Source organism: Pseudomonas crudilactis, assembly GCF_013433315.1.
GTDB classification, from domain to species: domain Bacteria; phylum Pseudomonadota; class Gammaproteobacteria; order Pseudomonadales; family Pseudomonadaceae; genus Aquipseudomonas; species Aquipseudomonas crudilactis.
Genome location: NZ_WXVV01000020.1, coordinates 1 through 23,235, shown reverse-complemented (window position 1 = coordinate 23,235; position 23,235 = coordinate 1). Strand labels below are relative to the sequence as shown.

The following is a 23,235-nucleotide window of genomic DNA, read 5'->3' as shown; positions in this document are numbered from 1 at the left end:
ACAAAGGGCTAACATGCCGACCTGTTCCGCGTTTCAGTGTTTTGCCTATCTTATGCCCAATCAGACCATCAAGACCCCCTGCGTCGGCCTCTGCTCCACTGTTTACGGTGATCTGGTGTGCCGTGGCTGCAAGCGTTTCCACCACGAAGTGATCCACTGGAATGGGTACAACGAGGAGGAAAAGCGCGCGGTATGGTTGCGTCTGGAGCAATTGCTGTCACAAGTGATGGCGGCCAAGGTCGAGATTTTCGATTCGGCGCGCCTGCGCGAGCAGCTGGAACAGCGCAAGATCCGCTTCGTGCCGCATCAGTCGGAATATTGCTGGGCGTATCAGCTGATCGCCCGTGGCGCGCGGGTGATCATTAATCTGGAAGCGTACGGGATGGTGTTGCTGCCGGAGTTTCGCGACTGGAGCCTGCCGGAATTGCGTGACGCCATTGATCGGGAATTCTTCCTGCTGTCGGAAGCGCACTACCAGCGCTACATTGCCCCGGGCTTTCTGAAAGACGCCTTCGGCGCCTGAAGGTCAAAAGATCGCAGCGTGCCGCAGCTCCTACATGGGAATGCGTTCTACCTGTAGGAGCTGCCGAAGGCTGCGATCTTTTGATCTTTAATGTTTCACCGCCAACTCCACCAGATGATCCTCAACCTCCTGCGGCTTGAGCACCAGCACATCGCTCTCCAGCGCATCCAGTACCACTTCTGCAGTATTGCCGATCAACGCCCCGGACAGCCCGGTCCGCGCCACCGTGCCGATCACCGTCACCGCCGCTTGCAGCTTGTGCGCCATGAACGGAATCAACACATCCGCCGGGCCTTCCTCGATGTGCAGGTGCTCATCATCGACATCGAATTCCGCCTGAAACGCCCGACACTGCTCGCGATAGCGCGCTTCGATGGTTTCGCTCAGTTGCAGCGTCGGGTCGGCCGCCGACAGCATCGGCGACGGATGTGCAGCGATCACGTGCAGATGCGCCTTGGCCAGACTGGCGATGTCGTAGCCATGATCAATGATCGTCGTGTGCAGGTGCCGGTGCTCACCGTCGGCGTTGCCCACATCAACCGCCGCCAGAATCACCTTGTCCTTCCAGGAACCTGCGGTTTTCACCAGCAGCACCGGGGTAGGGCAGTGGCGCAAGAGCTTCCAGTCCGCCGGGGTCAGCAGGGCTTTTTTCAGTGAGCTGTCAGGAAAGTGCTGCTTGATCACCAGCCCGCAGCCTTCGGCCTGCTGCACATCGATGATGGTTTCGTGCAGGCTCTCGTTCCACGCCTGCTCGGTGGTCACGCTGTAGCCGTCGGCCACTAGCGCGGCTTTTAGCACACCGAGCATGCCTGCGTGGTCGTGCTTCTTGTCGCACACCAGCAGGTGTAGATGGGCCTGGGTCACGCCGGCGATCAACTTGGCGCGCTTGAGCGCCAGGCTTTCCGAATGTTCGGGTTCGATGACCACCAGAATGCTGCGAATGGCTTGCATGAGCGGAGTCTCCAGCAAAGAAAAGGCACGGCGTTGCACAACTATAGTTGCTGCTCGATCGTGCGCGACTTGATGCATATCAACGCGCGCGGCTGGTGGTCTGCGGACAGGCCGGTATAATCGGCGCCCTTCGCTCGAACACCTTTTACCGTGAGCCCCATGATCCTTCCCGAAATCCACGAATTCCTTGGCTGCCGCACCCCCGACGCCTGGGTTCAGGCCGCACTGGCTGATCAGGAAACCCTGCTGATCGACCACAAGAACTGCGAGTTCAAGGCTGCCAGCACCGCCCTGAGCCTGATTGCCAAGTACCATTCCCACGTCGACCTGATCAACATGATGTCGCGTCTGGCCCGGGAAGAACTGGTGCACCACGAGCAGGTCATGCGCATCATGAAACGGCGCAAGATCGAGCTGCGCCAGCTCCACGCCGGCCGTTATGCCTCGGGCTTGCGCAAGGTGGTGCGCAGCCATGAACCGGTGAAACTGGTCGATACGCTGGTGGTTGGCGCATTTATCGAAGCGCGCAGTTGCGAGCGTTTCGAAGCACTGGTACCGCATCTGGACGAAGAACTTGGCAAGTTCTACTTTGGTCTGCTCAAAAGCGAGGCGCGGCATTTTCAGGGTTATCTGAAACTCGCCTACCAGTATGGGGACGCGAAGGATATTGCTCAGGTCATCGACAAGGTCCGTGCCGCCGAGCAGGAACTGATCGAGTCGCCGGACGACGAGTTCCGCTTCCACAGCGGCGTCCCTGCATAAGATTGTTAAAAACTCTTAAGAGTATGAAACATCACCCAAAGCCGGCCCCAGTGGCCGGTTTTTGCTGCTTGAAACAAACGCCTGTGCCACGAAAGCCGCCATAATGCCGACCACTTCACACATGGGCGGCAGACGGACGTTATGGATAACCTGGGTTTTGGCAAAGTCCTGCTGGTGGAAGACGATGAGCGTCTGGCAGCGCTGATCGCACACTTTCTCGAACAGCACGGTTATGAAGTACGCACCGTGCTGCGCGGCGATCTGGCCGTGGCGGCCTTTCTCGAGTTCAAGCCGAACGTCGTGGTGCTCGACTTGATGTTGCCAGGGCAGAGCGGTTTGCACGTGTGCCGCGAGATTCGCAGTGTATCGGACACGCCGATCGTGATTCTGACTGCCAAGGAGGACGATCTCGACCACATTCTCGGCCTGGAATCCGGCGCGGATGACTATGTGATCAAGCCGATCAAGCCACCCGTATTGCTGGCCCGGTTGCGAGCATTGCAACGGCGACAGGTGCCGGACAGCAATGTGGTCAGTTTTCTGGAGTTCGGCCAGTTGAGCGTCGACCGCAGTTGTCGTGAAGTGCGTCTGGCGGGCGAGATCATCGAAATGACCACCATGGAATTCGAGCTGCTCTGGTTGCTGGCCAGCGCGGCCGGCAAAGTGCTGTCGCGCGACGATATTCTCAATCGCATGCGCGGGATTGCCTTCGACGGACTCAACCGCAGCGTCGACGTGTACATCAGCAAGTTGCGCAACAAGCTCAAGGACAACCCCCGCGAGCCGATGTGTATCAAGACCGTGTGGGGCAAGGGTTATCTGTTCAATCCGTTCGCGTGGGAGCTGTAGATGCTGCGGTTATTTCTCGGGTTGTTTCTGGTCATGACGATTGGTCTGGTGCTGGCGTTGCAGACGGTCGAACGCACCTTTGATGCCTTGCTCGATTATCAGATGCAGGACTACAACCGCGAGGCTGTGCGAGGGCAAGCGTGGACATTGGCTCAGCAGTTGCGTGACCTCGATGGCCCGGCCCGGGAAAACCAGCTGGAAACGATTCGCCCGCATTATGGCTTGGGCCTGACGCTGGTCGATGCGGGTGAACTGGCCCTGAGCGACGAGGAAAAAGTCGAGCTGGCCCAAGGGCTGCTGGTGATTCGTGACAAGTACACCCAGTACATTTCCGCGATTGACGATGGCCCGCAATTGCTCAGCATCCGCTTACCGGCCGAGCCGAGCCTGATGCCGTTCTACATCGCCGGCGCCTACCTGATGATTGCCGTGCTGATCGGCTTTGTCCTGTTTTTCTGGGTGCGCCCGCACTGGCGTGACCTGGAGAAACTGCGCCTGGCCGCCGAGCGTTTCGGCGACAACGATCTGTCGGTGCGCATACAGTTGTCGAAGCGCTCGAACATCCGCGATCTGGCCGAGCACTTCAACCTGATGGCAGCGCGCATCGAAGGGCTGATCGCCAATCAGCGCGAACTGACCAACGCTGTCTCCCACGAGCTGCGCACGCCGATTGCGCGGCTGTCGTTTGAACTCGATCAGCTCAAACAGCAATCGGACCCCAGCCAGAACCGCGAGCTGATTGCCGACATGTACGCCGACCTCGGCGAGCTGGAGGAAATGGTTTCGGAACTGCTGACCTACGCCAGCCTCGAGCGCGGCGCGACGGTGATCAAGCGTGAAAACATCCAGGCTGCCAATTGGCTCGACAGTGTGGTCGGCAGCGTGGCGCTGGAGGCAGAAGCGGCCGGTGTGCAGTTGTTGATTGGTGATTGCCGGCTCGACACCGTGCGCATCGAGCCCCGATTCATGGCGCGGGCGGTGATCAATCTGCTGCGCAATGCGATTCGTTATGCCGAGCAACGGGTTGAAGTGACGCTGGTGCGCAGCGGTGATTATTACGAAGTGCGGGTCAACGACGATGGGCCGGGCGTGCCGCTAGACGGGCGGGAGAAGATCTTTGAGCCGTTTTCGCGACTGGATGCCAGCCGGGATCGCCGCACCGGTGGGTTTGGTTTGGGGCTGGCGTTGGTGCGCCGGGTATCGCAGTCCCATGGCGGGCAGGTTGAAGTGGGCGATTCGCCTTGGGGCGGGGCGTCGTTTCGCATGACCTGGGCGCATCTGGATTAATGGTGGGGGCTGCGCCGGCCCCTTCGCGAGCAAGCTCGCTCCCACATTGGATGTGTGAACGCCACAGATCACTGTGGGAGTGAGCCTGCTAGCGAAGGCGCCATCCATGGCGCTGTTTATTTCAGCCTGGAATCAGAAATCCCACTTGGTCGTCAGCATCAAATTGCGTGGCTCACCGTAGAACGTAGTGTCGAAGTTACCCAGTCCCGTCAGGTAGCGCTTGTCGAACACGTTGTTGGCGTTGACCGTGAAGCTCAGGTGCTCGTTGTACTGATAGCGGCTCATCAGGTCGACGAGGGTGTAGCCGCCTTGTTTGATCCGCGTGTAGTCGCCGGCCGGGGCGCTGTAGATCTTGCCGTAGAACGCGCTCTGCCAGCTCACGCCGCCACCGACGGTGACCTTGTCGAGCACACCGGGCAAACGGTAGGTGGTGAAGGTGCGCACCACATGTTCAGGCTTGGTGGTCGATAGCGGATAACCGTAGATGCGCTGCTCATCGGCATCGCGGGTGCGCGCGTAGGTGTACCCGGCGGAGACGTTCCAGCCTGCGGCCAGCTCGCCGGCCAGTTCCAGCTCAACGCCTTTGGTGGTGGCGCCATCGATGGCTTTGTAGATGCCTTCGTTGGTCACCGCGTTGGTGCCGATCGACTCGGCAACGCCGTCCTGCTCGATGCGGAAGAACGCCAGGCTGGCGTTGAGGCGGCCGTCGAAATACGCCGCTTTCAAACCGGTTTCATAGCTGTCGCCCTCGACCGGCGCGAGGGTCGAGCCGTTGGCGTCTTTGTAGGTTTGCGGCTGATAGATGCTGGTGTAGCTGGCATACAGCGAGTAGGTGTCGTCGAGGTCATAAATCACCCCGGCGTACGGTGTAACAACACCGTGTTCCTTGTAACTGGTGTGGGTGTCGTCGAGGCCGGCGCCGGGGTTGTAGCGGTAGTCTTCGTTGTATTTGAACGTACTCAAGCGGCTGCCAAGGATGACCGACAGATCGTCGGTCGGGCGCAGGCGCGTGGCCAGATAAATGCCGTTCTGGCTCTGAGTGCGCTCGTACTTGCCGTTCTTCGGGAAATCCTGTTTCGGCAAATTGCCGTCCCAGTCGTAGATGCTCCCCGGCACTTCGGAAAACGCACTGGTGTCGTAGGTCGAACCGGTCTGGCGCGAGTGCGAGGTCATCACGCCGGCGATCAGTTCGTGCTCGCGACCACCCAGGGTGAACGGGCCGGAGACGTTGACGTCAGCGGTGTTCTGCACGCGATGACCTTCCCACCGTCCCCAATACATGAACATGCCTTCACCCGTGGCGCGGTTCGGGTTGCCGCCGCTGGCCGAGGCCAGGCGCGTGTCGTGATCGGTGGTTTTCTGGTCGAGGCTGACCTTGAATCTCCAGTCGTTGGCCAGCGCCTGTTCCAAGGAGGCGAAGTAAGTGATGTTGTCGAAATCGCGGCGGCTCCAGTCAGCGGCGGAGTTGAAGTGGCGCCCGAAATCGGTTCGCCCGCCATCGGCGAAATACACCGGGTTGCCGGTCCACGACGAACCGCGTGGTGTGGTGCTGGATTTGTCGACGCCGAAGGTCAGCAGGGTGTCGTCGCTCAGGTCGGCTTCGAGGATGCCGTAGAACAGGTCTTTGCGCTGGCTGTAGTGATCGAGGTAGGAATTCTGATCGGAATAGGCACCGACGAATCGTCCGCGCACGTTGCCTGTGTCGGTCAGCGAGCCGGAAATATCACCCACGGTGCGGTAGGCATCCCACGAACCGACCGTGCCGCTGATTGAAGCCTTGAACTCTTTGGTCGGCTTCTTGCGGATCAGGTTGACCGTGGCCGACGGGTCGCCGGAACCGGTCATCAGGCCAGTGGCGCCTTTGATGATTTCGATGCGATCGATGCTCGCGGCGTCATCGCCGTTGTTCGGGTTCTCGCCGTACACGCCGTCGTAGGGAATGTTGATGCCATCGTACTGGAAGTTGGTGATCGCCAAGCCGCGGGCGGAAAATTCGGTACGGTCGCTGTCGTACTTCTGCATGGAAATGCCGGGGGTATTACGCAGCGCATCACCGACACTCTGCACGCCGCGATCGTCCATTTGCTGGCGAGTGATCACCGTCACAGATTGCGGGGTTTCGCGGATCGACAGCGGCAGGCCGGTGGCCGAGGACATAGCTCCGGTGGTGTAAGAACGGGTGTCTTCGGTAGTGGCGCCGAGGCCTTGGGCGGAAATGTTGGTGGCGCCCAGTTGCAAGGTCTGGTCGGTTTTTTCAGCGGCGTTGGCAGAAATGCTCAGCAGGGCCAGTGCCAACGGGCACAGGGCGAAACGGACGTGCGACATGGAGATCCCTTTGCATCGAATCGATCGGTAGTTGAAGTGCTTCTGAGGGGTTAACCGAACGAGTGCGGGAAAAGGGAACTGAACAGCTCAAAGATTTAAAGCCCTATGGAGTTGGTAATGTGGGAGCGAGCTTGCTCGCGAAGGCGCTGTGTCAGTCGATGCAAATACTGACTGTTACGCCGCCTTCGCGAGCAAGCTCGCTCCCACAGGGATATAGGTTTGCCATGCATCTATCGGGTCAAACCGAGGCGCTCATGCCATTGGGCGATGGACTCTTGGGGGTAGACGTCGAATTGTTTGTCTTTGGTTCTGGCCTCGACTTCGACCCAGGGTGCTTTCGAGCCGAGCATCAAATGCGTGTGTTCTGGCGGCACTGGCAACGGCGTGTCGATGGCCGAGGCAAACGGGTGGATCAGCTCCGGCCATTCCGGGCTGAACAGCCATAAGCCGCTGCCGCAGAGTGAACAGAAATGTCGTTCGGCGGTGCTGCGATGGGCGCGCTGGTCGCCGGCGTCTTTCATCTTCGCGTGGTAAATGCTGATGTGTTTGCTCCCGCGTACCTTGAGGCTGGTCGCGTCGCCGCCGAGGTTGATCGCATAACCGCCACTGCCCTGAGTCTTGCGGCAGATCGAGCAATAGCAGCGTTGATAAGGGTAGGGGTGGGCGCTGGTGAGGCTGAATGTAACCTCGCCGCAATGGCAGGAACCTTCGAGATGCATGGGGTGCTCTCCCGTTTTGAATGTGCGGTTGAGCCTAGAACACTCCGCGCGATTGCGGTCGGTGTGATTCGACGGGCGGGCGCAGCGTCTAGCCCCAGTGTCCCCGCAATCCCATGGGGCGAGACTTCGGAACCCGGCATGCAAGCGCTGTTGAACGAGATTCTTGACGCTGTCCGCCCACTGATCGGGCAGGGCAAGGTGGCTGACTATATTCCCGCCCTCGGCACCGTGCCGGCCAATCAGCTGGGCATCGCCGTGTACAGCAACGACGGCGAGATGTACTGCGCCGGTGACGCCGAGACACCGTTCTCGGTGCAGAGTATTTCCAAGGTGTTCAGCCTGGTGCAGGCGATCGATCATTCCGGCGAAGCGATCTGGGAACGCCTCGGCCACGAGCCGTCCGGGCAGCCGTTCAACTCGCTGGTGCAACTGGAATTCGAGCGCGGTCGGCCGCGTAATCCGTTCATCAACGCCGGCGCGCTGGTGATCTGCGACATCAACCAGTCGCGCTTTGCCGCGCCGACCCTGTCGATGCGTGATTTCGTCCGGCGCCTGTCAGGCAATCCGCAGATCATGATCGACGGCAAAGTCGCCGACTCCGAATACCAACACCGCGCGCGCAATGCGGCGATGGCGTATCTGATGCAGTCGTTCGGCAACTTTCACAACGACGTCGAAGCGGTGCTGCGCAGCTATTTCAGCCACTGCGCGTTGCGGATGAACTGCATCGATCTGGCGCGGGCGTTCTGCTTTCTGGCCAACGACGGTTTCTGCAAACACAGCGGCGAACAGATCCTGACGCGCCGGCAAACCCAGCAGGTCAACTCGATCATGGCCACCAGCGGGCTGTATGACGAGGCGGGCAACTTCGCGTATCGCGTTGGCTTGCCGGGCAAGAGCGGCGTCGGCGGCGGGATTGTCGCGGTGGTGCCGGGTCAGTTCACGGTGTGCGTGTGGTCGCCGGAGTTGAATGCAGCGGGGAATTCGCTGGCGGGGATGGCGGCGCTGGAGATGCTTAGCGCGCGGATTGGTTGGTCAGTCTTCTGACCCGATCACACAAACACCACAAAACCCTGTGGGAGCGAGCTTGCTCGCGAAGGCGTCAGGTCAGCCAACATTGATCTATCAGATCCACCGCTTTCGCGAGCAAGCTCGCTCCCACAGGGTTAGCGGTTGCTTTGGAGGATTGTGTTCCTATACATTTTCCGGCCGCTCCCTGCATGGTGAATCCGCTTCATGTCTCTTGCGCTCGAACGTCTAGTCGCTGGCACGCCGATCCCTTTCGCTGGTAACCGCGTCACCGTGGTCAGCCCCGAACTGGCCGCGCGTTTTCAGCCCGGTGACCATTTGCTGGTGGAGCAGGTGAGTGGCGAGTTGCTGTTGATCCCCGTAGCGGATCAGCAAGCGGCGTCCGTGGCGATCGAGCGCGCAGCAGCGGCATTCACCGCGTTGTCGGCGGTGTCCGATGAGGCGATCAGCCAGTTTTTCGACCTGTTTGCGCAACGCCTGGAAACCCCGGAGTGCTGGGCGCACATCGCAGCCGCCAATCTTGCCGACATCCAACGGGCCAAGGCGCGTGGCCGCTCCACCACCCGACTGCTTGCCGATGAGCGCATGCGCGGCGATATGATTGCCGGCCTGCGCGCCTGGCGTGATGCCGCAGCCACGCGCGGCAAAGTCATCAGCAGCGTTGAGCATGACGGCTGGAAGGTGGAACAAGTGGTCTCGCCGCTGGGCATTGTCGCGTTTGTCTTTGAAGGTCGGCCGAACGTGTTCGCCGATGCGGCCGGTGTCTTGCGCACCGGCAACACCGCCGTGCTGCGCATCGGCAGCGATGCCTTGGGCACCGCGCAAGCCATCGTCACACACGCGCTGAATCCGGCGCTGGCCGATGCCGGTCTGCCGGCCGGTGCGGTGTCGTTGGTGGAAAGCGTCAATCATGCCGCCGGTTGGGCGATGTTTGCTGACCGGCGTTTGTCGCTGGCCGTCGCGCGCGGCTCGGGTCGTGCGGTCAGTCAGTTGGGCAGTATTGCCCAGCAGGCCGGCACCGCTGTCAGCCTGCACGGCACGGGGGGCGCGTGGTTGATTGCCGAGCGTGCTGCCGATGCACAGCGCTTTGCCGCAGTGGTACGCAACTCGCTGGACCGCAAGGTCTGCAATACGTTGAACGTGTGCCTGATCCAGCGTGATCGCGCGGCGGAACTGGTGCCGTTGTTTCTCGATGCGCTGCAGCAGGCCGGCATCGCGCGTGGCCAGGGCTGTAAATTGCACATCGTTGAAGGCAGTGAAAGTTGCCTGCCAAGTGAATGGCAAAACGCGACCGTCGAGGTTTATCGCGCTGAGGGTTATCAGACTGAAGCACTGGCTGAGCCCTTGGCGGAGTCGGCGCTGGGCCGCGAGTGGGAATGGGAAGAAACCCCGGAAGTCAGCCTGATGATTGTCGACGATCTGGATCAGGCGATTGCGCTGTTCAACCGCTACAGCCCGCAATTTACCGTGTCGTTGATCAGTGAAGATGCAGCCGAACAAGAGCGTTTTTACAACGCGGTGAATGCGCCGTTCGTGGGCAATGGCATTACCCGTTGGGTCGATGGGCAGTACGCGCTGAACAAGCCGGAACTGGGGCTTTCGAACTGGGAGAGTGGGCGCTTGTTTGCGCGCAGTGCGATTCTTTCCGGTGACGGTGTATTCACTGTTCGTAGCCGTATGTCCCAGGTCGATCTCACGGTAAAACGTTGATCTGGCGGACAATGATCGTTCCCACGCTCCAGCGTGGGAACGCAGCCCCTGAGGCATTCCCACGCAGAGCGTGGGAACGATCAGTTGCTCAGGCCGCGTGGGTGGTTTGTGCATGGATCGCACAAGTCGCCGGTTGCTCGGCCAGCGGCACAAACGTGCGACGGTCCGAGGACAGCGCATCGATCGAGCCGGTCTCGATGTCGTACACCCAGCCATGCAGATTCAACAGGCCTTTCTCCTGAGCCAGGCGCACGCTAGGGTGGGTCTGAATGTTCGCCAGTTGCGCGATCACGTTTTCCCGCACCATCGAACTCAATTTCGCCGCGTCATTGGCATGTGATCGCGCCTCGTTAACCACTTTCGCCGACTCGGCATGCTGCAACCAGCCGCTGACCGCAGGTAGGTGATCCATGCATTTGCACTGAGCAATCGCGGTCATCGCGCCGCAGTCCGAATGCCCGCAAATCACGATATCGGTCACGCCAAGCACCGCCACGGCGTATTCCACCGTCGCTGAAACCCCGCCCGGGTGCGGGCTGTAGGACGGCACGATATTGCCGGCGTTACGGATCACGAACAGCTCGCCGGGTTCTTGTTGGGTCAGCAGTTCCGGCACGACACGGCTGTCGGAACAGGTGATGAACAAGGTGCCGGGCTGTTGCGTGGTCGCCAGGTGTTTGAACAGTTCGGTGCGTTGCGGAAACGCTTCGTTCTGGAATTTCAGGAAGCCATCAATCAGGTTTTTCATGGTGTTGTCCTCTCAGTTCGAGCAACCGCTGCCGAATTCGCTGTATTGAAGAATGTGTTTGCCGCCGTGGCTGTCCAGATACGTCATCTCCACCGGCACCACGCCACACACGTCGGCAACCGGGGTAATGCTCAGCACTTGGTCGATATCCAGTTGCATGCCGTAGCGGTAGGCGACGGCCTCGTCAGCGGCAGATGCCTGGGCGCAAACGCCGCCGAGCAGGGCCAGAATCAACAGAATTTTTTGCATGGGGCAGCCTCCAGATGTGTTGGGTGACGGGTAGCCATTTGAGGGTGGTGGCCCGCACGCAGGGTGCGGGCCGGTGCGGATCAGAACGGACGCAGGGGCAGGAACTTGCCGTCGAGGGTGACCACGGCGCGGGAGCCGCCTTCCGGGTCTTCGACTTTCTTGATGTCGAGTTTGAAGTTGATCGCGCTGATGATGCCGTCGCCGAACTGCTCGTGAACCAGCGCTTTGAGCGTGGTGCCGTAGATCTGGATCATCTCGTGGAAACGGTAGATGGTCGGGTCGGTCGGCACGCCGCTGAGGCTGCCACGCAGGGGGATGATCTGCATCGCCGCGACGTCTTCAGCGCTCAGTTCCAGCTTGTCACCGACCACTTGGGCGGCGTTTTCCGGCAGCGGGTGCTGGCCGAGCAGGGCCGCGGTGACGTATGCCAGGCTGAGGCCAGTGCCGTCGGCCAGATCTTGCCACGACAGATCTTTGCGTGCCTTGGCGTCGAGAACGCGGGTGGTCAGGGCCAGGCTGGTGTCGTTGTAGGCGTGGGACTGTTGCATGGTGTCACTCCTTTCAGGGGTTGGCTTGCTGTGTGGGATTGATCTTCTGCCGATTGATCCATAGCGTCCAAGACCGATATACAATGCTTGGCATAAGTACTGCCTATAGATGGTGATTCCCATGCTGCTGCGACATTTGCGTTATCTGCTGGCCGTTGCCGATCACGGCGGCTTTACCCGTGCCGCCGAGGCGTTGCATGTGTCGCAGCCGACCCTGTCGCAGCAGATTCGCCAACTGGAGGAAACCCTTGGGGTGAGCTTGTTTGATCGCACTTCGCGTACGGTCAAACCCACCGATGCCGGCGAGGCCTATATCGAATGCGCGCGGCGGGTGCTGGTGGAGCTGGAGGCGGGTAAACGCGCGTTGCATGACGTGAAGGATTTGTCTCGCGGGACGTTACGTCTGGCGATGACGCCGACGTTCATGGCCTATCTGGTCGGGCCATTGGTACGCGATTTTGCCGCGCGGTATCCGGGGATTCATTTGCAGATTTTCGAGCTGTCGATGGACGACATCGAGGCGGGGCTGGCGGATGACTCGCTGGATATTGCGATTGCGTTTACGCCGGTACGCAGTCCGGAGATCGAGTGCATTCCGGCGTTTACCGAAACTTTGGGGATCATGGTCGGGCGGGAGCATCCGCTGTATGACAGTACGTTGGTGCTGACGCCGGAAGACATCGCTTCGCTGAATTTCGCCTTGCTGGCGCCGGACTTTATTACTCGGTTATCGGTTGATGAGTATTTTCGCCAACACGGGATTACGCCTCAGGTGTGGATCGAGGTGAACTCGGTGAGTACGTTGCTGGAAGTGGTGCGTTGTTCGCCGCTGGCGACGATGTTGCCGCAGGCGATTGCGACGGAGGATCGGGCGTTGCGCCGGTTGCGCGTGGAGAGTGAAGCGCCGCAGCGTGGAGCGGCGTTGTTGCGGCGGCGCAATAATTATCACAGTGCGGCGGCGGTGGCGTTTGTGGAATTGGTGTTGGACATGGGAAGCCCCTCACCCTAACCCTCTCCCAGTGGGAGAGGGGACTGACCGAGGTGTTTGTGCAATTTACGTCGACCTGAAAGTTTTGAGCCGAACTAAAATTTTGAGCGCAGCACAAATCGGCTCCCTCTCCCTCGGGAGAGGGCTGGGGTGAGGGGCTACAATTCCAGTCACGCCAAATCAATGCAAGCGAACAAAAAAAGGCCTGCTTCCTTTAAGGAAGCAGGCCTTTCAATTATTTGATGACTAACTCAGCAGAACCGATCAATCACCCGAACTTCATTGTGGTTCTGCATCGAATCCCACGCCTGTTTCAGCGTCTGCAGAACATTACCGATGAAGTCCTTGTCGGCCGCGGCTTTCTTGCCAACATAACCGTGGCCGCGACGGTACATCTTCAGGCGGGCCAGCAAGTTCTGATGGTTGCGGTCGAACTCTTCTTCGCCAGCATGGGGCGCCAGGCAGTCGATATGCACCTGGCCCGACTTGCTGATCCACAGAATATGGCTGTCGTGGCTGTCTTTTTGCGCAGCGAACATACGAGCCAGTTCTTCGATAGTTGGTTGATTGTTCAAATTCATGATTTTGCCCCTTGACCAGTCTGGTGATCTTTCAAAGTTGATTCGCTAATACAGGTAGCCCATCGGTTAGTTGATCCCTGGCACCGAAACCAGGACGTCAGCGCTCGCCCGTGTGAAGTACGGGGTCGTGCATCTGTTGCATGTAGTCGTGTTGAATAACTGCTACGCAATAGCGTCACAACGAGGAGAAGCAGCGAAAACCGGGAGGCTCCTTGACGACATTTACCGTGTCGACCACAAGCGTCTTGAGAATTTTCGCCAGCGCTTCTCGTCCTTGTACTGGACGTTCAGGCCAGGTCAGCTTCTTCAATCTGCCTTGTGGGCAGCGTGTATCCGGAAAAAACAACTCGGCGGTCAGACGAGTTTGCTCAAGCGTGTTACCGATGTTCCCGATCGGGGAACGTCTTCATCATGCAAAAGCAAAACGATGCCGTCAACGGTTTTGTAGTGATTATTTTTGCTCACTACATATTGTCGGACAAAGCTGTTTTGGAATGAGAAAGAATCCGTTCAGGCAACGGAAAAGGGCGTGTGCAGGCGGTAGAACGTGCACGGATAGCCGTCCGCTTCACGCTGCTGCCGGGTGAAATCGCCACCGCTCAATACAGGGATCAGCCTGGCCCAGAAGCGCTGGGCCGGCAGGTTGGCGTCGATATGGAAAATCTGCCATTGACCGGGGATGTGGCTCAAGAGGGCAGAGACGACAAACTGCGCGACGCCTTGGCCACGAAAGCGTCGGGCGACGAAGAAATAGCCAATGTTGTGTTCGGCCCCGGCGATGTGGATTTCGTTATCGACGGTCACGAAACCGGCGAGTTCGCCATCGACGCGGATCAGGAAGGGTTGGGTGGCCGGGTGGCGCCAGTAGTCGATTTTTGGCTGGATGGAGAAGAAGCCGTGTTCGGCGAGCTTCAGCGGCAGCCATGCGCTGAAGTCGTACATGTAAAACTGCATGAGGTTTTCGATGATATCCAGCTCATCGCGCTGGGCGGGGTGCAGTTCGATATTGGCCATGCGCAGGGTTCCTGAAAGTGCTGAGCCTTGCAGAAACACTAGCGGGTTTTATTTGCCTGACGGTTTCGCTGTGCGTTTTGTCGTACCCGTGGTTTTGCTGCGGGTCGATTTGCGTTTTTTCTTCCACGGGGCCGCCGCTTTACCGGCCGGTGGCGGGCCGCTGATGGTCAGGCTGAGGCTGGAGCAGCGCGTCACCTGTTTGCTCATCCATGCCGCTTGTTTGGTAACGAACTCTTCAAGACTCATTTCGCCGCTCTGCACCATGTCCAGCGCCTGTTCCCAGATTGCCGTGGTGCCGGGGTCAGCAATCGCGCGGGGCACCGCATCGATCAGGCTGAACGCGGCCGGGGTGGCGGCGAGGGCCTTGCCGTTTTTCACTAGATAACCACGGTCCAGCAAACCCTGGATGATCGAGGCGCGGGTGGCTTCGGTGCCGATCCCGGTGGTGTCCTTGAGTTTCTGTTTGAGCAGTGGATCCTCGACCAGTTTGGCGACGTTTTTCATCGCCTTGATCAGGTCCCCCTCGGTGTAGGGCTTGGGCGGTTGCGTCCACAGATCCTTGAACTTGACGTCAGCCACCGCGCACTCAACCCCTTGCGCAAGTGTCGGCAAGGTTTGCGGCGCGGGTGCCTCGCGGCCCTTGGCCGGCGCCAGTGCCTCGGGCAGCGCGCGTTTCCACCCCGGTTCGATGATCTGCTTGCCGACTGCGCGCAGGGCTTCACCGGCGCAATCGAAATCGGCCTGGGTGCGATCGTATTCGTGATTGGGCAGGAACTGCGCCAGGTAGCGCGCACGGATCAGCGTGTAGACCGCGCGGTGCTTGCCGCTCAGGCGTTCGAGGTTTTTCGCCGCAGCGGTGGGAATGATGCCGTGGTGCGCGCTGACCTTGGCGTCGTTCCACGCTCGGGAGCGGCGCTGGGGGTCGAGATAGCCTTGCAGTGCGTCAAGACTCGAGTCGGCCTGACGCAATGCCGCAAGAATCCCCGGCGCCTCGCTGTGCTGGCTCAGCGGCAAGAAGCCGCAATCACTGCGCGGATAGGTGATGACCTTGTAGGTTTCGTAGAGCGCCTGGGCAATGTCGAGGGTTTCCTGCGCGCCGAGGCCGAGCTTCTTCGAACAGACTTCCTGCAGGGTGCCGAGATCGAAGGGCAGGGGCGCCACCTCACGCATGCGCTCGGTTTTCAGCTTGACCACCCGGGCACTGGCAGCGCCTTTCATCGCAGTCGCGGCTTGTTGGGCCAACGCCTGATTCAGACAGCGATCCTGATCGTCACAGGCATCCGACGGCGCGCGCCACTGTGCGGTGAACGGAATGCCGTTGTGCAGCAGATCGACATCGATCGCCCAGAATGGCACTGGCACGAAATCGGCGATGCTGCGATCGCGATCGACCACCAGGCGCAAGGTCGGTGTCTGCACCCGGCCTACTGGCAACACGCCTTGATAACCCGATTGTCGACCGAGCAGGGTGAACAGCCGACTCATGTTCATGCCGATCAGCCAGTCCGCCCGCGAGCGGCCCAGCGCCGAGTGATACAGGCTGAACGTCTCTGCCCCGGGTTTCAGGGCGGCCAGAGCCTTGCGGATCGAGGCTTCGTCCAGCGCCGACAGCCACAAGCGGCGGATCGGCCCGCGATAACGACAATGCTCGACCAGTTCTCGGGCGATCATCTCGCCCTCACGGTCGGCGTCAGTGGCGATGATCAGCTCGCTGGCCTCGCCGAGCAGCCGTTTGACCGCTTTGTACTGGCTGGCAGTACGCGGCTTGACGGTCATTTTCCACTTGTCCGGGATGATCGGCAGATCGGCCAGCACCCAGCGCTTGTAGCGCGCGTCATAGGCATCCGGCGGTGCGGTTTCGAGCAAGTGGCCGATGCACCAGGTCACCGTGACGTCCGTTCCCAGCCAGCAGCCGTCGCCCCGACGCCTGGCGCCGAGCACGGCCGCAATGTCTTTGGCCTGAGAAGGTTTTTCACAGAGGTACAGCCGCATAGCCACCATCGTCGATCAAGGTCGGAACAGGTGCACAGAATGGCCGGACTTGGCCTCAGGGGCAACTTTTATCTGTATGGATATACAGATAAAAAGCATTGCAGCAGGTGACGGGTAATACAGGGACGCAGGCAGGGCTATCGAAAAATTGATTAGCGCCCGGTTTGCGCCTGTGTCAGGTTTTTCGCCGATTCAAACATGCGAGTGACAGGACGATCTCGCCAGAAGATCGCCGTGGTCTGTCGACACTGACTACTCAGAAACAAGGACGTCCATCATGGCTCAAGCCAAATCGAAAACCAGCAGCGCCTTCGACGAAATCGATACCTTCAGCCATCTATATGACCGTGGCGTCGGGCTGGTCAACGGCAAACCCTCATTCACTGCCGATCAGGCTGCGGATGAAATCCTGCGCAAAGGCCTGTCGTGGGGCGACAAGAACGCTGACGGCAAGATCGACCTCAGTTACACCTTCCTGACCGAGAAACCGGCGAACTACAACGTCAAACTGGGCAACTTCAGCGAGTTCAGCGCCCAGCAAAAGGCTCAGGCCGTGCTGGCCATGCAATCCTGGGCCGACGTCGCCAATGTCACCTTCACCGAAGGCAAGGGTGGCGATGGCCACATGACCTTCGGTAACTACGATGTCAGCACCGGTGGAGCAGCGTTCGCTTATCTGCCTAGCGGCGGCGGTTATGACGGCCAGTCGTGGTACCTGATCAACGATCAGTATCAGGTCAACAAAACTCCCGACACCAACAACTACGGGCGCCAGACCCTGACCCACGAGATCGGCCACACCCTCGGTCTTTCTCACCCGGGCGCCTACAACGCCGGTAACGGCAATCCGACTTACAACGACGCCAAGTACGCTGAAGATACCCGTGGCTACAGCCTGATGAGCTACTGGAGCGAAGCCAATACCGACCAGAACTTCAGCAAGGACGGCAGTGGCGCGTACGCTTCGGCGCCGTTGCTCGACGATATTGTCGCGGTGCAAAAGCTGTATGGCGCCAACTACGCGACCCGCGCCGATGACACCACGTACGGTTTCAATTCCAACGCCGAGCGCGATTTCTACAGCGCCACTTCGGCGTCCTCCAAGGTGGTTTTCTCGGTGTGGGATGGCGGCGGTAATGACACGCTGGATTTCTCCGGTTTCAGCCAGAACCAGAAGATCAACCTCAATGAAGGTTCGTTCTCCGACGTCGGTGGCCTGGTCGGCAACGTTTCCATTGCTCACGGCGTGACCGTGGAAAATGCCATCGGCGGTTCAGGCAATGACCTGCTGATCGGCAACGCCGCCGCCAACGAACTGGTCGGCGGTGCCGGTAACGACATCATTTACGGTGGTGGCGGTGGCGATACCTTGTGGGGCGGTGCAGGCGCAGACACCTTCGTGTTCGGTGCCGCCAGCGATTCAACCATGACCGCGCCGGACTGGATCATGGATTTCACCAGCGGCCTGGACAAGATCGATCTGTCGGGGATCGCCGGTTTCGCCACGGGCGCGGCGTCGCTGAACTTTGTCAGCGGCTTCACCGGGCATGCGGGCGATGCGATCCTGACTTACTTCGCGCAGACCAATCAGACCAGCCTGCTGGTGGACCTGACGGGGCAGGGGGCGGTGGACTTTGCCGTGGGTGTGGTGGGGCAAGCGGTGGCGACTGATATTGTTGCGTGATGCCTGAATAGCGGCCCTCACCCTAACCCTCTCCCCGAGGGAGAGGGGACCGATTGGGGGATATTGGCGAAATTCACCGACTTGAACGATTGGCTTTGAATCCATAATCGACTCGATTTTTCAGGTCGATGGATTTCGCCAGACAACTCGGTCAGTGCCCTCTCCCTCCGGGAGAGGGCTAGGGTGAGGGGCTTTTGAAGTTGATTGGCCGTTCGGCTGTAAAACCACCCCAACCAGAGCCGATGGGCTATACCTGAACCGGTCTCTTCGCCGTATTCAGGAGAACCTCCATGAAAGCCTCCGGCCCCAGTCCCGTCATTGCCCTAGAACAACTTTCCGGCTGCCTGATAGTGAAATTCCATGGCATCCAGGTTGCCGCTTCTTCCCACGTCATGATCCTCAACGAAGCCAATTACCCGCCGGTCTATTACGTCCCCCGCGAAGACATCGACGAAAAGTACTTCGCCCGCACCGACCACACCAGTTACTGCCCGTACAAGGGCGATGCCAGTTACTTCAGCCTGCAAGTGCCGGGGCATGAAGGGGCTAACGCTGTGTGGACCTACGAGAATCCGAAAGTGTCAGTGGCACCGATCCGCGACTATGTGGCGTTTTATCCCGATCAGGTGAAGTTCGAGGTGATCAAGGCTGATGCCTGAGCAAAAAAAACGGCGAGGGTAAAAGCCCTCGCCGATTGATGTGTCTGGTTGAGTTTCAGTTCTTGTCGAGATCGATATTCTTCGTCTCACGCAAACAGATCATCCCCACCACCAGGCTCACCCCGGTAATCAATACCGGATACCACAGCCCATAAAAGATGTCCCCGGTGTACACCACCAACGCAAACGACACCGTCGGCAGAAATCCACCAAACCAGCCGTTGCCAATGTGGTACGGCAGCGACATCGAGGTGTAGCGAATGCGCGTCGGGAACAGTTCGACCATCAGCGCCGCGAGCGGGCCGTAGCACATGGCCGAGATGATGATCAGCGCCACGATCAGGGCGACGATCATCGGTTTGTTGATCTGCTGAAGATCGGCCTGTTGCGGGTAGCCGGCGAGGGTGATTGCGCCGCGCAGGGCGGCCTCATCGAAGCCATCGAGCTTGACGTCGCCGACGCTCACTTGCACGGCGCTGCCTGCAGGCGCAGCGGCGCTGGAGTAGGGCAGGCCTTGCTTGACCAGGAAGGTTTTGACCTTGTCGCACGGGCTGTCGAATTTGGCTTTGCCCACCGGGTCGAACTGGAAGGTACAGGTCGCCGGATCTGCCAGCACGGTGATTGGTGCCTGACGGCTGGCCTGATCGATCGCAGGGTTGGCGTAGTGCGCGAGGGATTTGAAGATCGGGAAGTACAGCGCCGTGGCCAGCAGCAAGCCCAGCATCAGCACGGGTTTGCGTCCGACCTTGTCCGACAGCCAGCCGAAAAAGATGAAGAACGGTGCGCCGATGACCACGCTGATGATCAGCAAGGTGTTGGCCACCGCCGGGTCCATTTTCAGGAACTGGGTGAGGAAGAACAGCACGTAGAACTGCGCCGCGTAGAAGGTCACCGCTTGCCCGGCGTTGATGCTGAACAGGGCGATCAGCACGACTTTAAGGTTCTCCCATTTGCCGAAGGATTCGCGGATCGGCGCTTTCGAGGTTTTACCTTCCTCTTTCATTTTCAGATAGGCCGGCGACTCGTGCAGGCTCAGGCGAATCCAGGTGGAGATGCCCAGCAGCACGATCGACAGCAGGAACGGAATGCGCCAGCCCCAGACTTCAAACTGATCGCCGGTGAAGTAGCGGCAACCGAGCACCACCAGCAGCGACAGCAGCAGGCCGAGGGTCGCGGTGGACTGAATCCAGCTGGTGTGGAAACCGCGTTTGCCGATTGGCGCATGCTCGGCCACATAGGTTGCAGCGCCGCCGTATTCACCGCCGAGCGCCAGGCCCTGAAGCATGCGCAGCAGCACCAGAATGATCGGCGCGGCGATGCCGATGCTGGCGTAGGTCGGCAGCAGACCGACGCAGAACGTCGCCACGCCCATCAGAATAATCGTCGCGAGAAAGGTGTATTTGCGCCCGATCATGTCCCCCAACCGACCGAACACCAGCGCCCCGAACGGCCGCACGATAAAGCCTGCGGCGAAAGCCATCAGCGCAAAGATGAACGCCGTGGTGTCGTTGACCCCGGCGAAAAACTGCTTGCTGATCACCGCCGCGAGGGCGCCGTAGAGGAAGAAGTCATACCACTCGAACACCGTTCCCAGTGATGAAGCGAAGATGACTTTGCGTGTATCCGGGCTGGTCTCGGCGCTGCGCACGGCGTCCAGCGGCTGAACGTGTTCTGACATATCGGTATCCCTCACAGTGATTGTTTTTGTTGTTCCACTGGTGTTGCGTGTCCGGGTGATGCCTTGAATTAAACGCGGTTCCTTGTAGGAGTGAGCCTGCTCGCGATAGCGGTGTATCAGCCAACGCAGATGTTGAATGTTATTCAGTCATCGCGAGCAGGCTCACTCCTACAGGGGTTGTGTTCACAGCATTAGGGTTGAGAATGAGTTGAGCAGCTTTCTCGGCAATCATCAGCGTAGGCGAACAGGTGTTGCCCGAGGTGATGCGCGGCATGATCGACGCGTCGGCAATGCGCAAACCGGGCACGCCGTGGACGCGCAGTTGCGCATCGACCACCGCATCGCCGTCATTGCCCATGCGGCAGGTGCCTACCGGGTGGAAAATCGTCGTGCCGATCTTCGCCGCTGCTTGCTGCAATTGTTCTTCACTTTGCAGGTTGGCGCCGGGCAGGTATTCCACCGGTTTGAACGCACGCAGGGCCGGGGCGCTGACGATGCGTCGGGTCAGGCGAATGGCATCTGCCGCGACGCGCAGATCTTCAGGATGACTGAGATAGTTGGGCTGAATCAGTGGCGCCTCCTGCGGATCCGCCGAACGAATATCGATCCGTCCACGACTCTGCGGACGCAGATCGCACACCGAAGCGGTAAACGCCGGAAAGCTGTGCAGCGGCTCGCCAAAACGCTCCAGCGACAAGGGCTGCACGTGATATTCCAGATTCGCCGAGGTCTGCTCCGGCCCCGAACGCGCAAACGCGCCCAACTGACTCGGCGCCATCGACAGCGGCCCGCTGCGGTCATACAGATAACGCAGGCCCATGCCCATCTTGCCCCACACGCTGCCGGCAATCTGGTTCAGCGTGCGCGCATTTTCCAGTTGGTAGATCAGGCGCAATTGCAGGTGATCCTGCAAGTTACCGCCGACGCCCGGCAGTTCATGAATCACGCCGATGCCCAAGCGTTCGAGCAATGGCCGAGGACCAATCCCGGAGCGCTGCAAAATGCTTGGTGATCCGACCGCGCCGGCGCAAAGGACGATCTCCTTGCGCGCCTTGAACTGCTTGGTCTGACCTTCGTGGCGCGCACTGACTTTCGAGGCGCGACCGTCCTCCAGCAACACGCGATCCACCTCAACCCCGGTCAGCACCGTCAGGTTCGCCCGGTCGCGCACCGGTTTCAAAAACGCCTTCGCCGCGTTCCAGCGCACGCCGGATTTTTGATTGACCTGAAAGTAGCCACAACCCTCGTTGTCGCCCTGATTGAAGTCATCGATGCTGGCGATGCCGCTTTGCTCAGCCGCACTGCGAAAGGCATCCAGAATCGGCCACGACAGACGCTGCTGCTCGACCCGCCATTCACCCTTGGCGCCGTGAAATTCAGCCGCACCGGCAAAGTGGTTTTCGCTTTGTTTGAACAGCGGCAGCACATCGTTCCAGGCCCAGCCCGGATTGCCCTCGGCCGCCCAGCCGTCATAGTCGTTGGCCTGGCCGCGCATGTAGATCATGCCGTTGATGGACGAACAGCCGCCCAACACTTTGCCGCGCGGATAGCTCAGCGCGCGGCCGTTGAGGCCCGGTTGTTCTTCAGTCTTGAAGCACCAGTCGGTGCGCGGGTTACCGATGCAGAACAGGTAGCCGACAGGAATGTGAATCCACGCATAGTTGTCGCGCCCGCCGGCTTCGAGCAGCAGCACGCGCTGCTGCGGATCTGCCGATAGCCGGTTGGCCAGCAGGCACCCGGCAGGGCCGGCGCCGACCACGATGTAGTCGTATTCATCGAGGGAAGTCTGCATTCCCTGACCTCGCTTTTTGTTTTTATTGTCGGACACTCTAGTTGTTAGCTTTCGTCAAAAGAATGTTAGTTTTTGCGCAGCCGCTGTGCGTTTTCAAACAGCCTGCATTGACCATAGCCGACAAGGACACGCCATGTTCGACTGGAACGACCTGCGGTTTTTTCTCGAACTGCAACGCAGCGGTCGCCTGCTCACCGCCGCCCGCCGCCTCAATACCACCCACGCCACCGTCGCCCGCCATATCGAAGCCATCGAAAAAAGCCTCGGCACTGCGCTATTCGTCCAGCACGCGCAAGGCTACGAAATGACCCCGGCGGGGGAGGCTTTGCTTAAACATGCCGAAGCGATGGAAAACGTTGCGTTGCTCGCGCAGGAAGAGATCACCCAATCCACCGCGCCACTGGGCAAGATTCGTGTCGGCGTCACCGAGGGGCTGGGCATCAAGTTTCTCGCCAGCCGCATGATCGGCTTGTTTGAGCGCTATCCGGGGCTGGAAGTGGAACTGGTCGCGGTGCCGCGCTTTGTCAGCATCCTCAACCGAGAAGCGGAAATCAGCATTCATCTGGAGCGCCCGGCGGCGGACATGCTGGTGACGCGCAAACTCACGGACTATCGACTCGCGCTGTACGCCAGCCAACGCTATCTCGATAAGGCGCCGCCACTGCACAGCCGCGAAGACCTCGGGCGGCATGCGTGGATCGGTTACGTCGATGACTTGCTGTTCAGCCAGGAACTGATGTTTCTCAACAGCTTCTGCCGCAGCCCTCGGGTTGTGTTCCATAGCACCAGTGTCATCGCACAGCAGGAAGCGGCCCGGTCGGGATTGGGCATTGCGGTGTTGCCGTGCTACATGGCCGAGTCGGATCCCGATCTGGTGCCGTTGCTGCCGGATGAAAGCATCGAGCGCAGCTACTGGATCAGCACGCGGCGCGAGTTGCACAAGTCGGTGCGGCTGCGGGTGGTTTGGGATTATGTGGTGGGGTTATGTGAAGCGGAGCAGGGGCTTTTACGCGGTTAAACCAGGCGCATCCAAATCCCCCTGTGGGAGATTCTATGGTTCATGCCTAGCCCCTAAACGGCTTTAGGTGAGTATTCGCTCTGATTTTTCAGCAGAGCAAATACCACCCGGGCAAGCTTGCGGGCTAGT

At 59.7% G+C, this 23,235-nt stretch carries 21 protein-coding genes; 10 read left to right on the top strand and 11 right to left on the bottom strand.

Annotation, left to right across the window (positions count from 1 at the left end):
• Nucleotides 1-52 precede the first annotated feature (52 nt).
• Nucleotides 53-523 (top strand): DUF1289 domain-containing protein, encoded by a 471-nt coding sequence (locus GTU76_RS20855; protein ID WP_026000439.1) that lies wholly within the window; start codon nucleotides 53-55, stop codon nucleotides 521-523.
• An 87-nt stretch (nucleotides 524-610) separates the two neighbouring features.
• Here GTU76_RS20855 and GTU76_RS20850 read toward each other — a convergent pair whose 3' ends face one another.
• Nucleotides 611-1,474, bottom strand: a complete 864-nt coding sequence (locus tag GTU76_RS20850) for a universal stress protein (RefSeq protein WP_038366282.1) — start codon at nucleotides 1,472-1,474, stop codon at nucleotides 611-613.
• Nucleotides 1,475-1,633: 159 nt separating this feature from the next.
• Between GTU76_RS20850 and GTU76_RS20845 the strand changes: the two genes are divergently transcribed.
• From GTU76_RS20845 to GTU76_RS20835, 3 genes are all read left to right on the top strand, one after another.
• Nucleotides 1,634-2,236: a MiaE family protein gene (locus GTU76_RS20845; protein ID WP_016982950.1), complete on the top strand. Its 603-nt coding sequence runs from the start codon at nucleotides 1,634-1,636 to the stop codon at nucleotides 2,234-2,236.
• 141 nt (nucleotides 2,237-2,377) lie between these two features.
• The gene (locus GTU76_RS20840; RefSeq protein ID WP_016982951.1) at nucleotides 2,378-3,085 is read left to right on the top strand and encodes a response regulator; all 708 of its coding nucleotides are present in this window, start codon (nucleotides 2,378-2,380) and stop codon (nucleotides 3,083-3,085) included.
• Nucleotides 3,086-4,372: an ATP-binding protein gene (locus GTU76_RS20835; RefSeq protein ID WP_180699474.1), complete on the top strand. Its 1,287-nt coding sequence runs from the start codon at nucleotides 3,086-3,088 to the stop codon at nucleotides 4,370-4,372. It abuts the gene before it with no gap.
• Between the two features lie 132 nt (nucleotides 4,373-4,504).
• Here GTU76_RS20835 and GTU76_RS20830 read toward each other — a convergent pair whose 3' ends face one another.
• Nucleotides 4,505-6,697 carry a TonB-dependent siderophore receptor gene (locus tag GTU76_RS20830; RefSeq protein ID WP_180699473.1) on the bottom strand — a complete coding sequence of 731 codons (2,193 nt, stop codon included), beginning with the start codon at nucleotides 6,695-6,697 and terminating at the stop codon, nucleotides 4,505-4,507.
• A gap of 230 nt (nucleotides 6,698-6,927) precedes the next feature.
• Complete coding sequence (locus tag GTU76_RS20825; RefSeq protein ID WP_175554658.1) at nucleotides 6,928-7,416, bottom strand: GFA family protein; 489 nt, start codon at nucleotides 7,414-7,416, stop codon at nucleotides 6,928-6,930.
• Nucleotides 7,417-7,554: 138 nt separating this feature from the next.
• Here GTU76_RS20825 and glsB point away from each other — a divergent pair, with 138 nt between their 5' ends.
• Together glsB and GTU76_RS20815 are read left to right on the top strand one after the other, a co-directional pair.
• Entirely contained in the window at nucleotides 7,555-8,463 is a 909-nt protein-coding gene (gene glsB, locus GTU76_RS20820; RefSeq protein ID WP_016982955.1) for a glutaminase B, read from the top strand.
• Nucleotides 8,464-8,652: 189 nt separating this feature from the next.
• Nucleotides 8,653-10,155, top strand: a complete 1,503-nt coding sequence (locus tag GTU76_RS20815) for an aldehyde dehydrogenase family protein (RefSeq protein WP_016982956.1) — start codon at nucleotides 8,653-8,655, stop codon at nucleotides 10,153-10,155.
• A gap of 88 nt (nucleotides 10,156-10,243) precedes the next feature.
• Here the strand turns inward: GTU76_RS20815 and GTU76_RS20810 are convergent, their stop codons facing one another.
• From GTU76_RS20810 to cynS, 3 genes are all read right to left on the bottom strand, one after another.
• Nucleotides 10,244-10,903, bottom strand: coding sequence for a carbonic anhydrase (locus tag GTU76_RS20810; protein WP_016982957.1), 660 nt, complete (start codon nucleotides 10,901-10,903; stop codon nucleotides 10,244-10,246).
• A 12-nt stretch (nucleotides 10,904-10,915) separates the two neighbouring features.
• Complete coding sequence (locus tag GTU76_RS20805) at nucleotides 10,916-11,152, bottom strand: DUF2790 domain-containing protein (protein ID WP_016982958.1); 237 nt, start codon at nucleotides 11,150-11,152, stop codon at nucleotides 10,916-10,918.
• A gap of 80 nt (nucleotides 11,153-11,232) precedes the next feature.
• Entirely contained in the window at nucleotides 11,233-11,700 is a 468-nt protein-coding gene (gene cynS / locus GTU76_RS20800) for a cyanase (protein ID WP_016982959.1), read from the bottom strand.
• A gap of 121 nt (nucleotides 11,701-11,821) precedes the next feature.
• Between cynS and cynR the strand changes: the two genes are divergently transcribed.
• The gene (gene cynR, locus GTU76_RS20795) at nucleotides 11,822-12,709 is read left to right on the top strand and encodes a transcriptional regulator CynR (protein ID WP_180699472.1); all 888 of its coding nucleotides are present in this window, start codon (nucleotides 11,822-11,824) and stop codon (nucleotides 12,707-12,709) included.
• A gap of 230 nt (nucleotides 12,710-12,939) precedes the next feature.
• Here the strand turns inward: cynR and GTU76_RS20790 are convergent, their stop codons facing one another.
• The 3 genes from GTU76_RS20790 to GTU76_RS20780 form a co-directional block, all read right to left on the bottom strand.
• A complete protein-coding gene (locus GTU76_RS20790; RefSeq protein WP_016982961.1) occupies nucleotides 12,940-13,269 on the bottom strand; it encodes a hypothetical protein in 330 nt (109 codons plus the stop codon).
• A 510-nt stretch (nucleotides 13,270-13,779) separates the two neighbouring features.
• Nucleotides 13,780-14,283, bottom strand: coding sequence for a GNAT family N-acetyltransferase (locus GTU76_RS20785; protein WP_016982962.1), 504 nt, complete (start codon nucleotides 14,281-14,283; stop codon nucleotides 13,780-13,782).
• A 48-nt stretch (nucleotides 14,284-14,331) separates the two neighbouring features.
• On the bottom strand, nucleotides 14,332-16,275 hold the full coding sequence (locus GTU76_RS20780; protein WP_180699471.1) for a DNA topoisomerase III: 1,944 nt from the start codon (nucleotides 16,273-16,275) through the stop codon (nucleotides 14,332-14,334).
• A 277-nt stretch (nucleotides 16,276-16,552) separates the two neighbouring features.
• Between GTU76_RS20780 and GTU76_RS20775 the strand changes: the two genes are divergently transcribed.
• Both GTU76_RS20775 and GTU76_RS20770 read left to right on the top strand, forming a co-directional pair.
• Nucleotides 16,553-17,959, top strand: coding sequence for a serralysin family metalloprotease (locus tag GTU76_RS20775; RefSeq protein WP_180699470.1), 1,407 nt, complete (start codon nucleotides 16,553-16,555; stop codon nucleotides 17,957-17,959).
• Nucleotides 17,960-18,249: 290 nt separating this feature from the next.
• Nucleotides 18,250-18,618 (top strand): DUF427 domain-containing protein, encoded by a 369-nt coding sequence (locus tag GTU76_RS20770; RefSeq protein WP_180699469.1) that lies wholly within the window; start codon nucleotides 18,250-18,252, stop codon nucleotides 18,616-18,618.
• 55 nt (nucleotides 18,619-18,673) lie between these two features.
• On the opposite strand, the gene GTU76_RS20765 is transcribed toward GTU76_RS20770, so the two are convergent.
• Complete coding sequence (locus GTU76_RS20765) at nucleotides 18,674-20,296, bottom strand: MFS transporter (RefSeq protein ID WP_016982967.1); 1,623 nt, start codon at nucleotides 20,294-20,296, stop codon at nucleotides 18,674-18,676.
• A gap of 139 nt (nucleotides 20,297-20,435) precedes the next feature.
• Entirely contained in the window at nucleotides 20,436-22,088 is a 1,653-nt protein-coding gene (locus tag GTU76_RS20760; protein ID WP_180699468.1) for a GMC family oxidoreductase, read from the bottom strand.
• Nucleotides 22,089-22,221: 133 nt separating this feature from the next.
• On the opposite strand from GTU76_RS20760, the gene GTU76_RS20755 reads away from it, so the two are divergent.
• The gene (locus GTU76_RS20755) at nucleotides 22,222-23,106 is read left to right on the top strand and encodes a LysR family transcriptional regulator (RefSeq protein ID WP_180699467.1); all 885 of its coding nucleotides are present in this window, start codon (nucleotides 22,222-22,224) and stop codon (nucleotides 23,104-23,106) included.
• Nucleotides 23,107-23,235: the final 129 nt, after the last annotated feature.

Bases quoted from the DNA above. Each gene is read 5' to 3' on its own strand.
- GTU76_RS20855 (WP_026000439.1), top strand. From the start codon at position 53: ATGCCCAATCAGACCATCAAGACCCCCTGCGTCGGCCTCTGCTCCACT.
- GTU76_RS20850 (WP_038366282.1), bottom strand. From the start codon at position 1,474: ATGCAAGCCATTCGCAGCATTCTGGTGGTCATCGAACCCGAACATTCG.
- GTU76_RS20845 (WP_016982950.1), top strand. From the start codon at position 1,634: ATGATCCTTCCCGAAATCCACGAATTCCTTGGCTGCCGCACCCCCGAC.
- GTU76_RS20840 (WP_016982951.1), top strand. From the start codon at position 2,378: ATGGATAACCTGGGTTTTGGCAAAGTCCTGCTGGTGGAAGACGATGAG.
- GTU76_RS20835 (WP_180699474.1), top strand. From the start codon at position 3,086: ATGCTGCGGTTATTTCTCGGGTTGTTTCTGGTCATGACGATTGGTCTG.
- GTU76_RS20830 (WP_180699473.1), bottom strand. From the start codon at position 6,697: ATGTCGCACGTCCGTTTCGCCCTGTGCCCGTTGGCACTGGCCCTGCTG.
- GTU76_RS20825 (WP_175554658.1), bottom strand. From the start codon at position 7,416: ATGCATCTCGAAGGTTCCTGCCATTGCGGCGAGGTTACATTCAGCCTC.
- glsB (WP_016982955.1), top strand. From the start codon at position 7,555: ATGCAAGCGCTGTTGAACGAGATTCTTGACGCTGTCCGCCCACTGATC.
- GTU76_RS20815 (WP_016982956.1), top strand. From the start codon at position 8,653: ATGTCTCTTGCGCTCGAACGTCTAGTCGCTGGCACGCCGATCCCTTTC.
- GTU76_RS20810 (WP_016982957.1), bottom strand. From the start codon at position 10,903: ATGAAAAACCTGATTGATGGCTTCCTGAAATTCCAGAACGAAGCGTTT.
- GTU76_RS20805 (WP_016982958.1), bottom strand. From the start codon at position 11,152: ATGCAAAAAATTCTGTTGATTCTGGCCCTGCTCGGCGGCGTTTGCGCC.
- cynS (WP_016982959.1), bottom strand. From the start codon at position 11,700: ATGCAACAGTCCCACGCCTACAACGACACCAGCCTGGCCCTGACCACC.
- cynR (WP_180699472.1), top strand. From the start codon at position 11,822: ATGCTGCTGCGACATTTGCGTTATCTGCTGGCCGTTGCCGATCACGGC.
- GTU76_RS20790 (WP_016982961.1), bottom strand. From the start codon at position 13,269: ATGAATTTGAACAATCAACCAACTATCGAAGAACTGGCTCGTATGTTC.
- GTU76_RS20785 (WP_016982962.1), bottom strand. From the start codon at position 14,283: ATGGCCAATATCGAACTGCACCCCGCCCAGCGCGATGAGCTGGATATC.
- GTU76_RS20780 (WP_180699471.1), bottom strand. From the start codon at position 16,275: ATGCGGCTGTACCTCTGTGAAAAACCTTCTCAGGCCAAAGACATTGCG.
- GTU76_RS20775 (WP_180699470.1), top strand. From the start codon at position 16,553: ATGGCTCAAGCCAAATCGAAAACCAGCAGCGCCTTCGACGAAATCGAT.
- GTU76_RS20770 (WP_180699469.1), top strand. From the start codon at position 18,250: ATGAAAGCCTCCGGCCCCAGTCCCGTCATTGCCCTAGAACAACTTTCC.
- GTU76_RS20765 (WP_016982967.1), bottom strand. From the start codon at position 20,296: ATGTCAGAACACGTTCAGCCGCTGGACGCCGTGCGCAGCGCCGAGACC.
- GTU76_RS20760 (WP_180699468.1), bottom strand. From the start codon at position 22,088: ATGCAGACTTCCCTCGATGAATACGACTACATCGTGGTCGGCGCCGGC.
- GTU76_RS20755 (WP_180699467.1), top strand. From the start codon at position 22,222: ATGTTCGACTGGAACGACCTGCGGTTTTTTCTCGAACTGCAACGCAGC.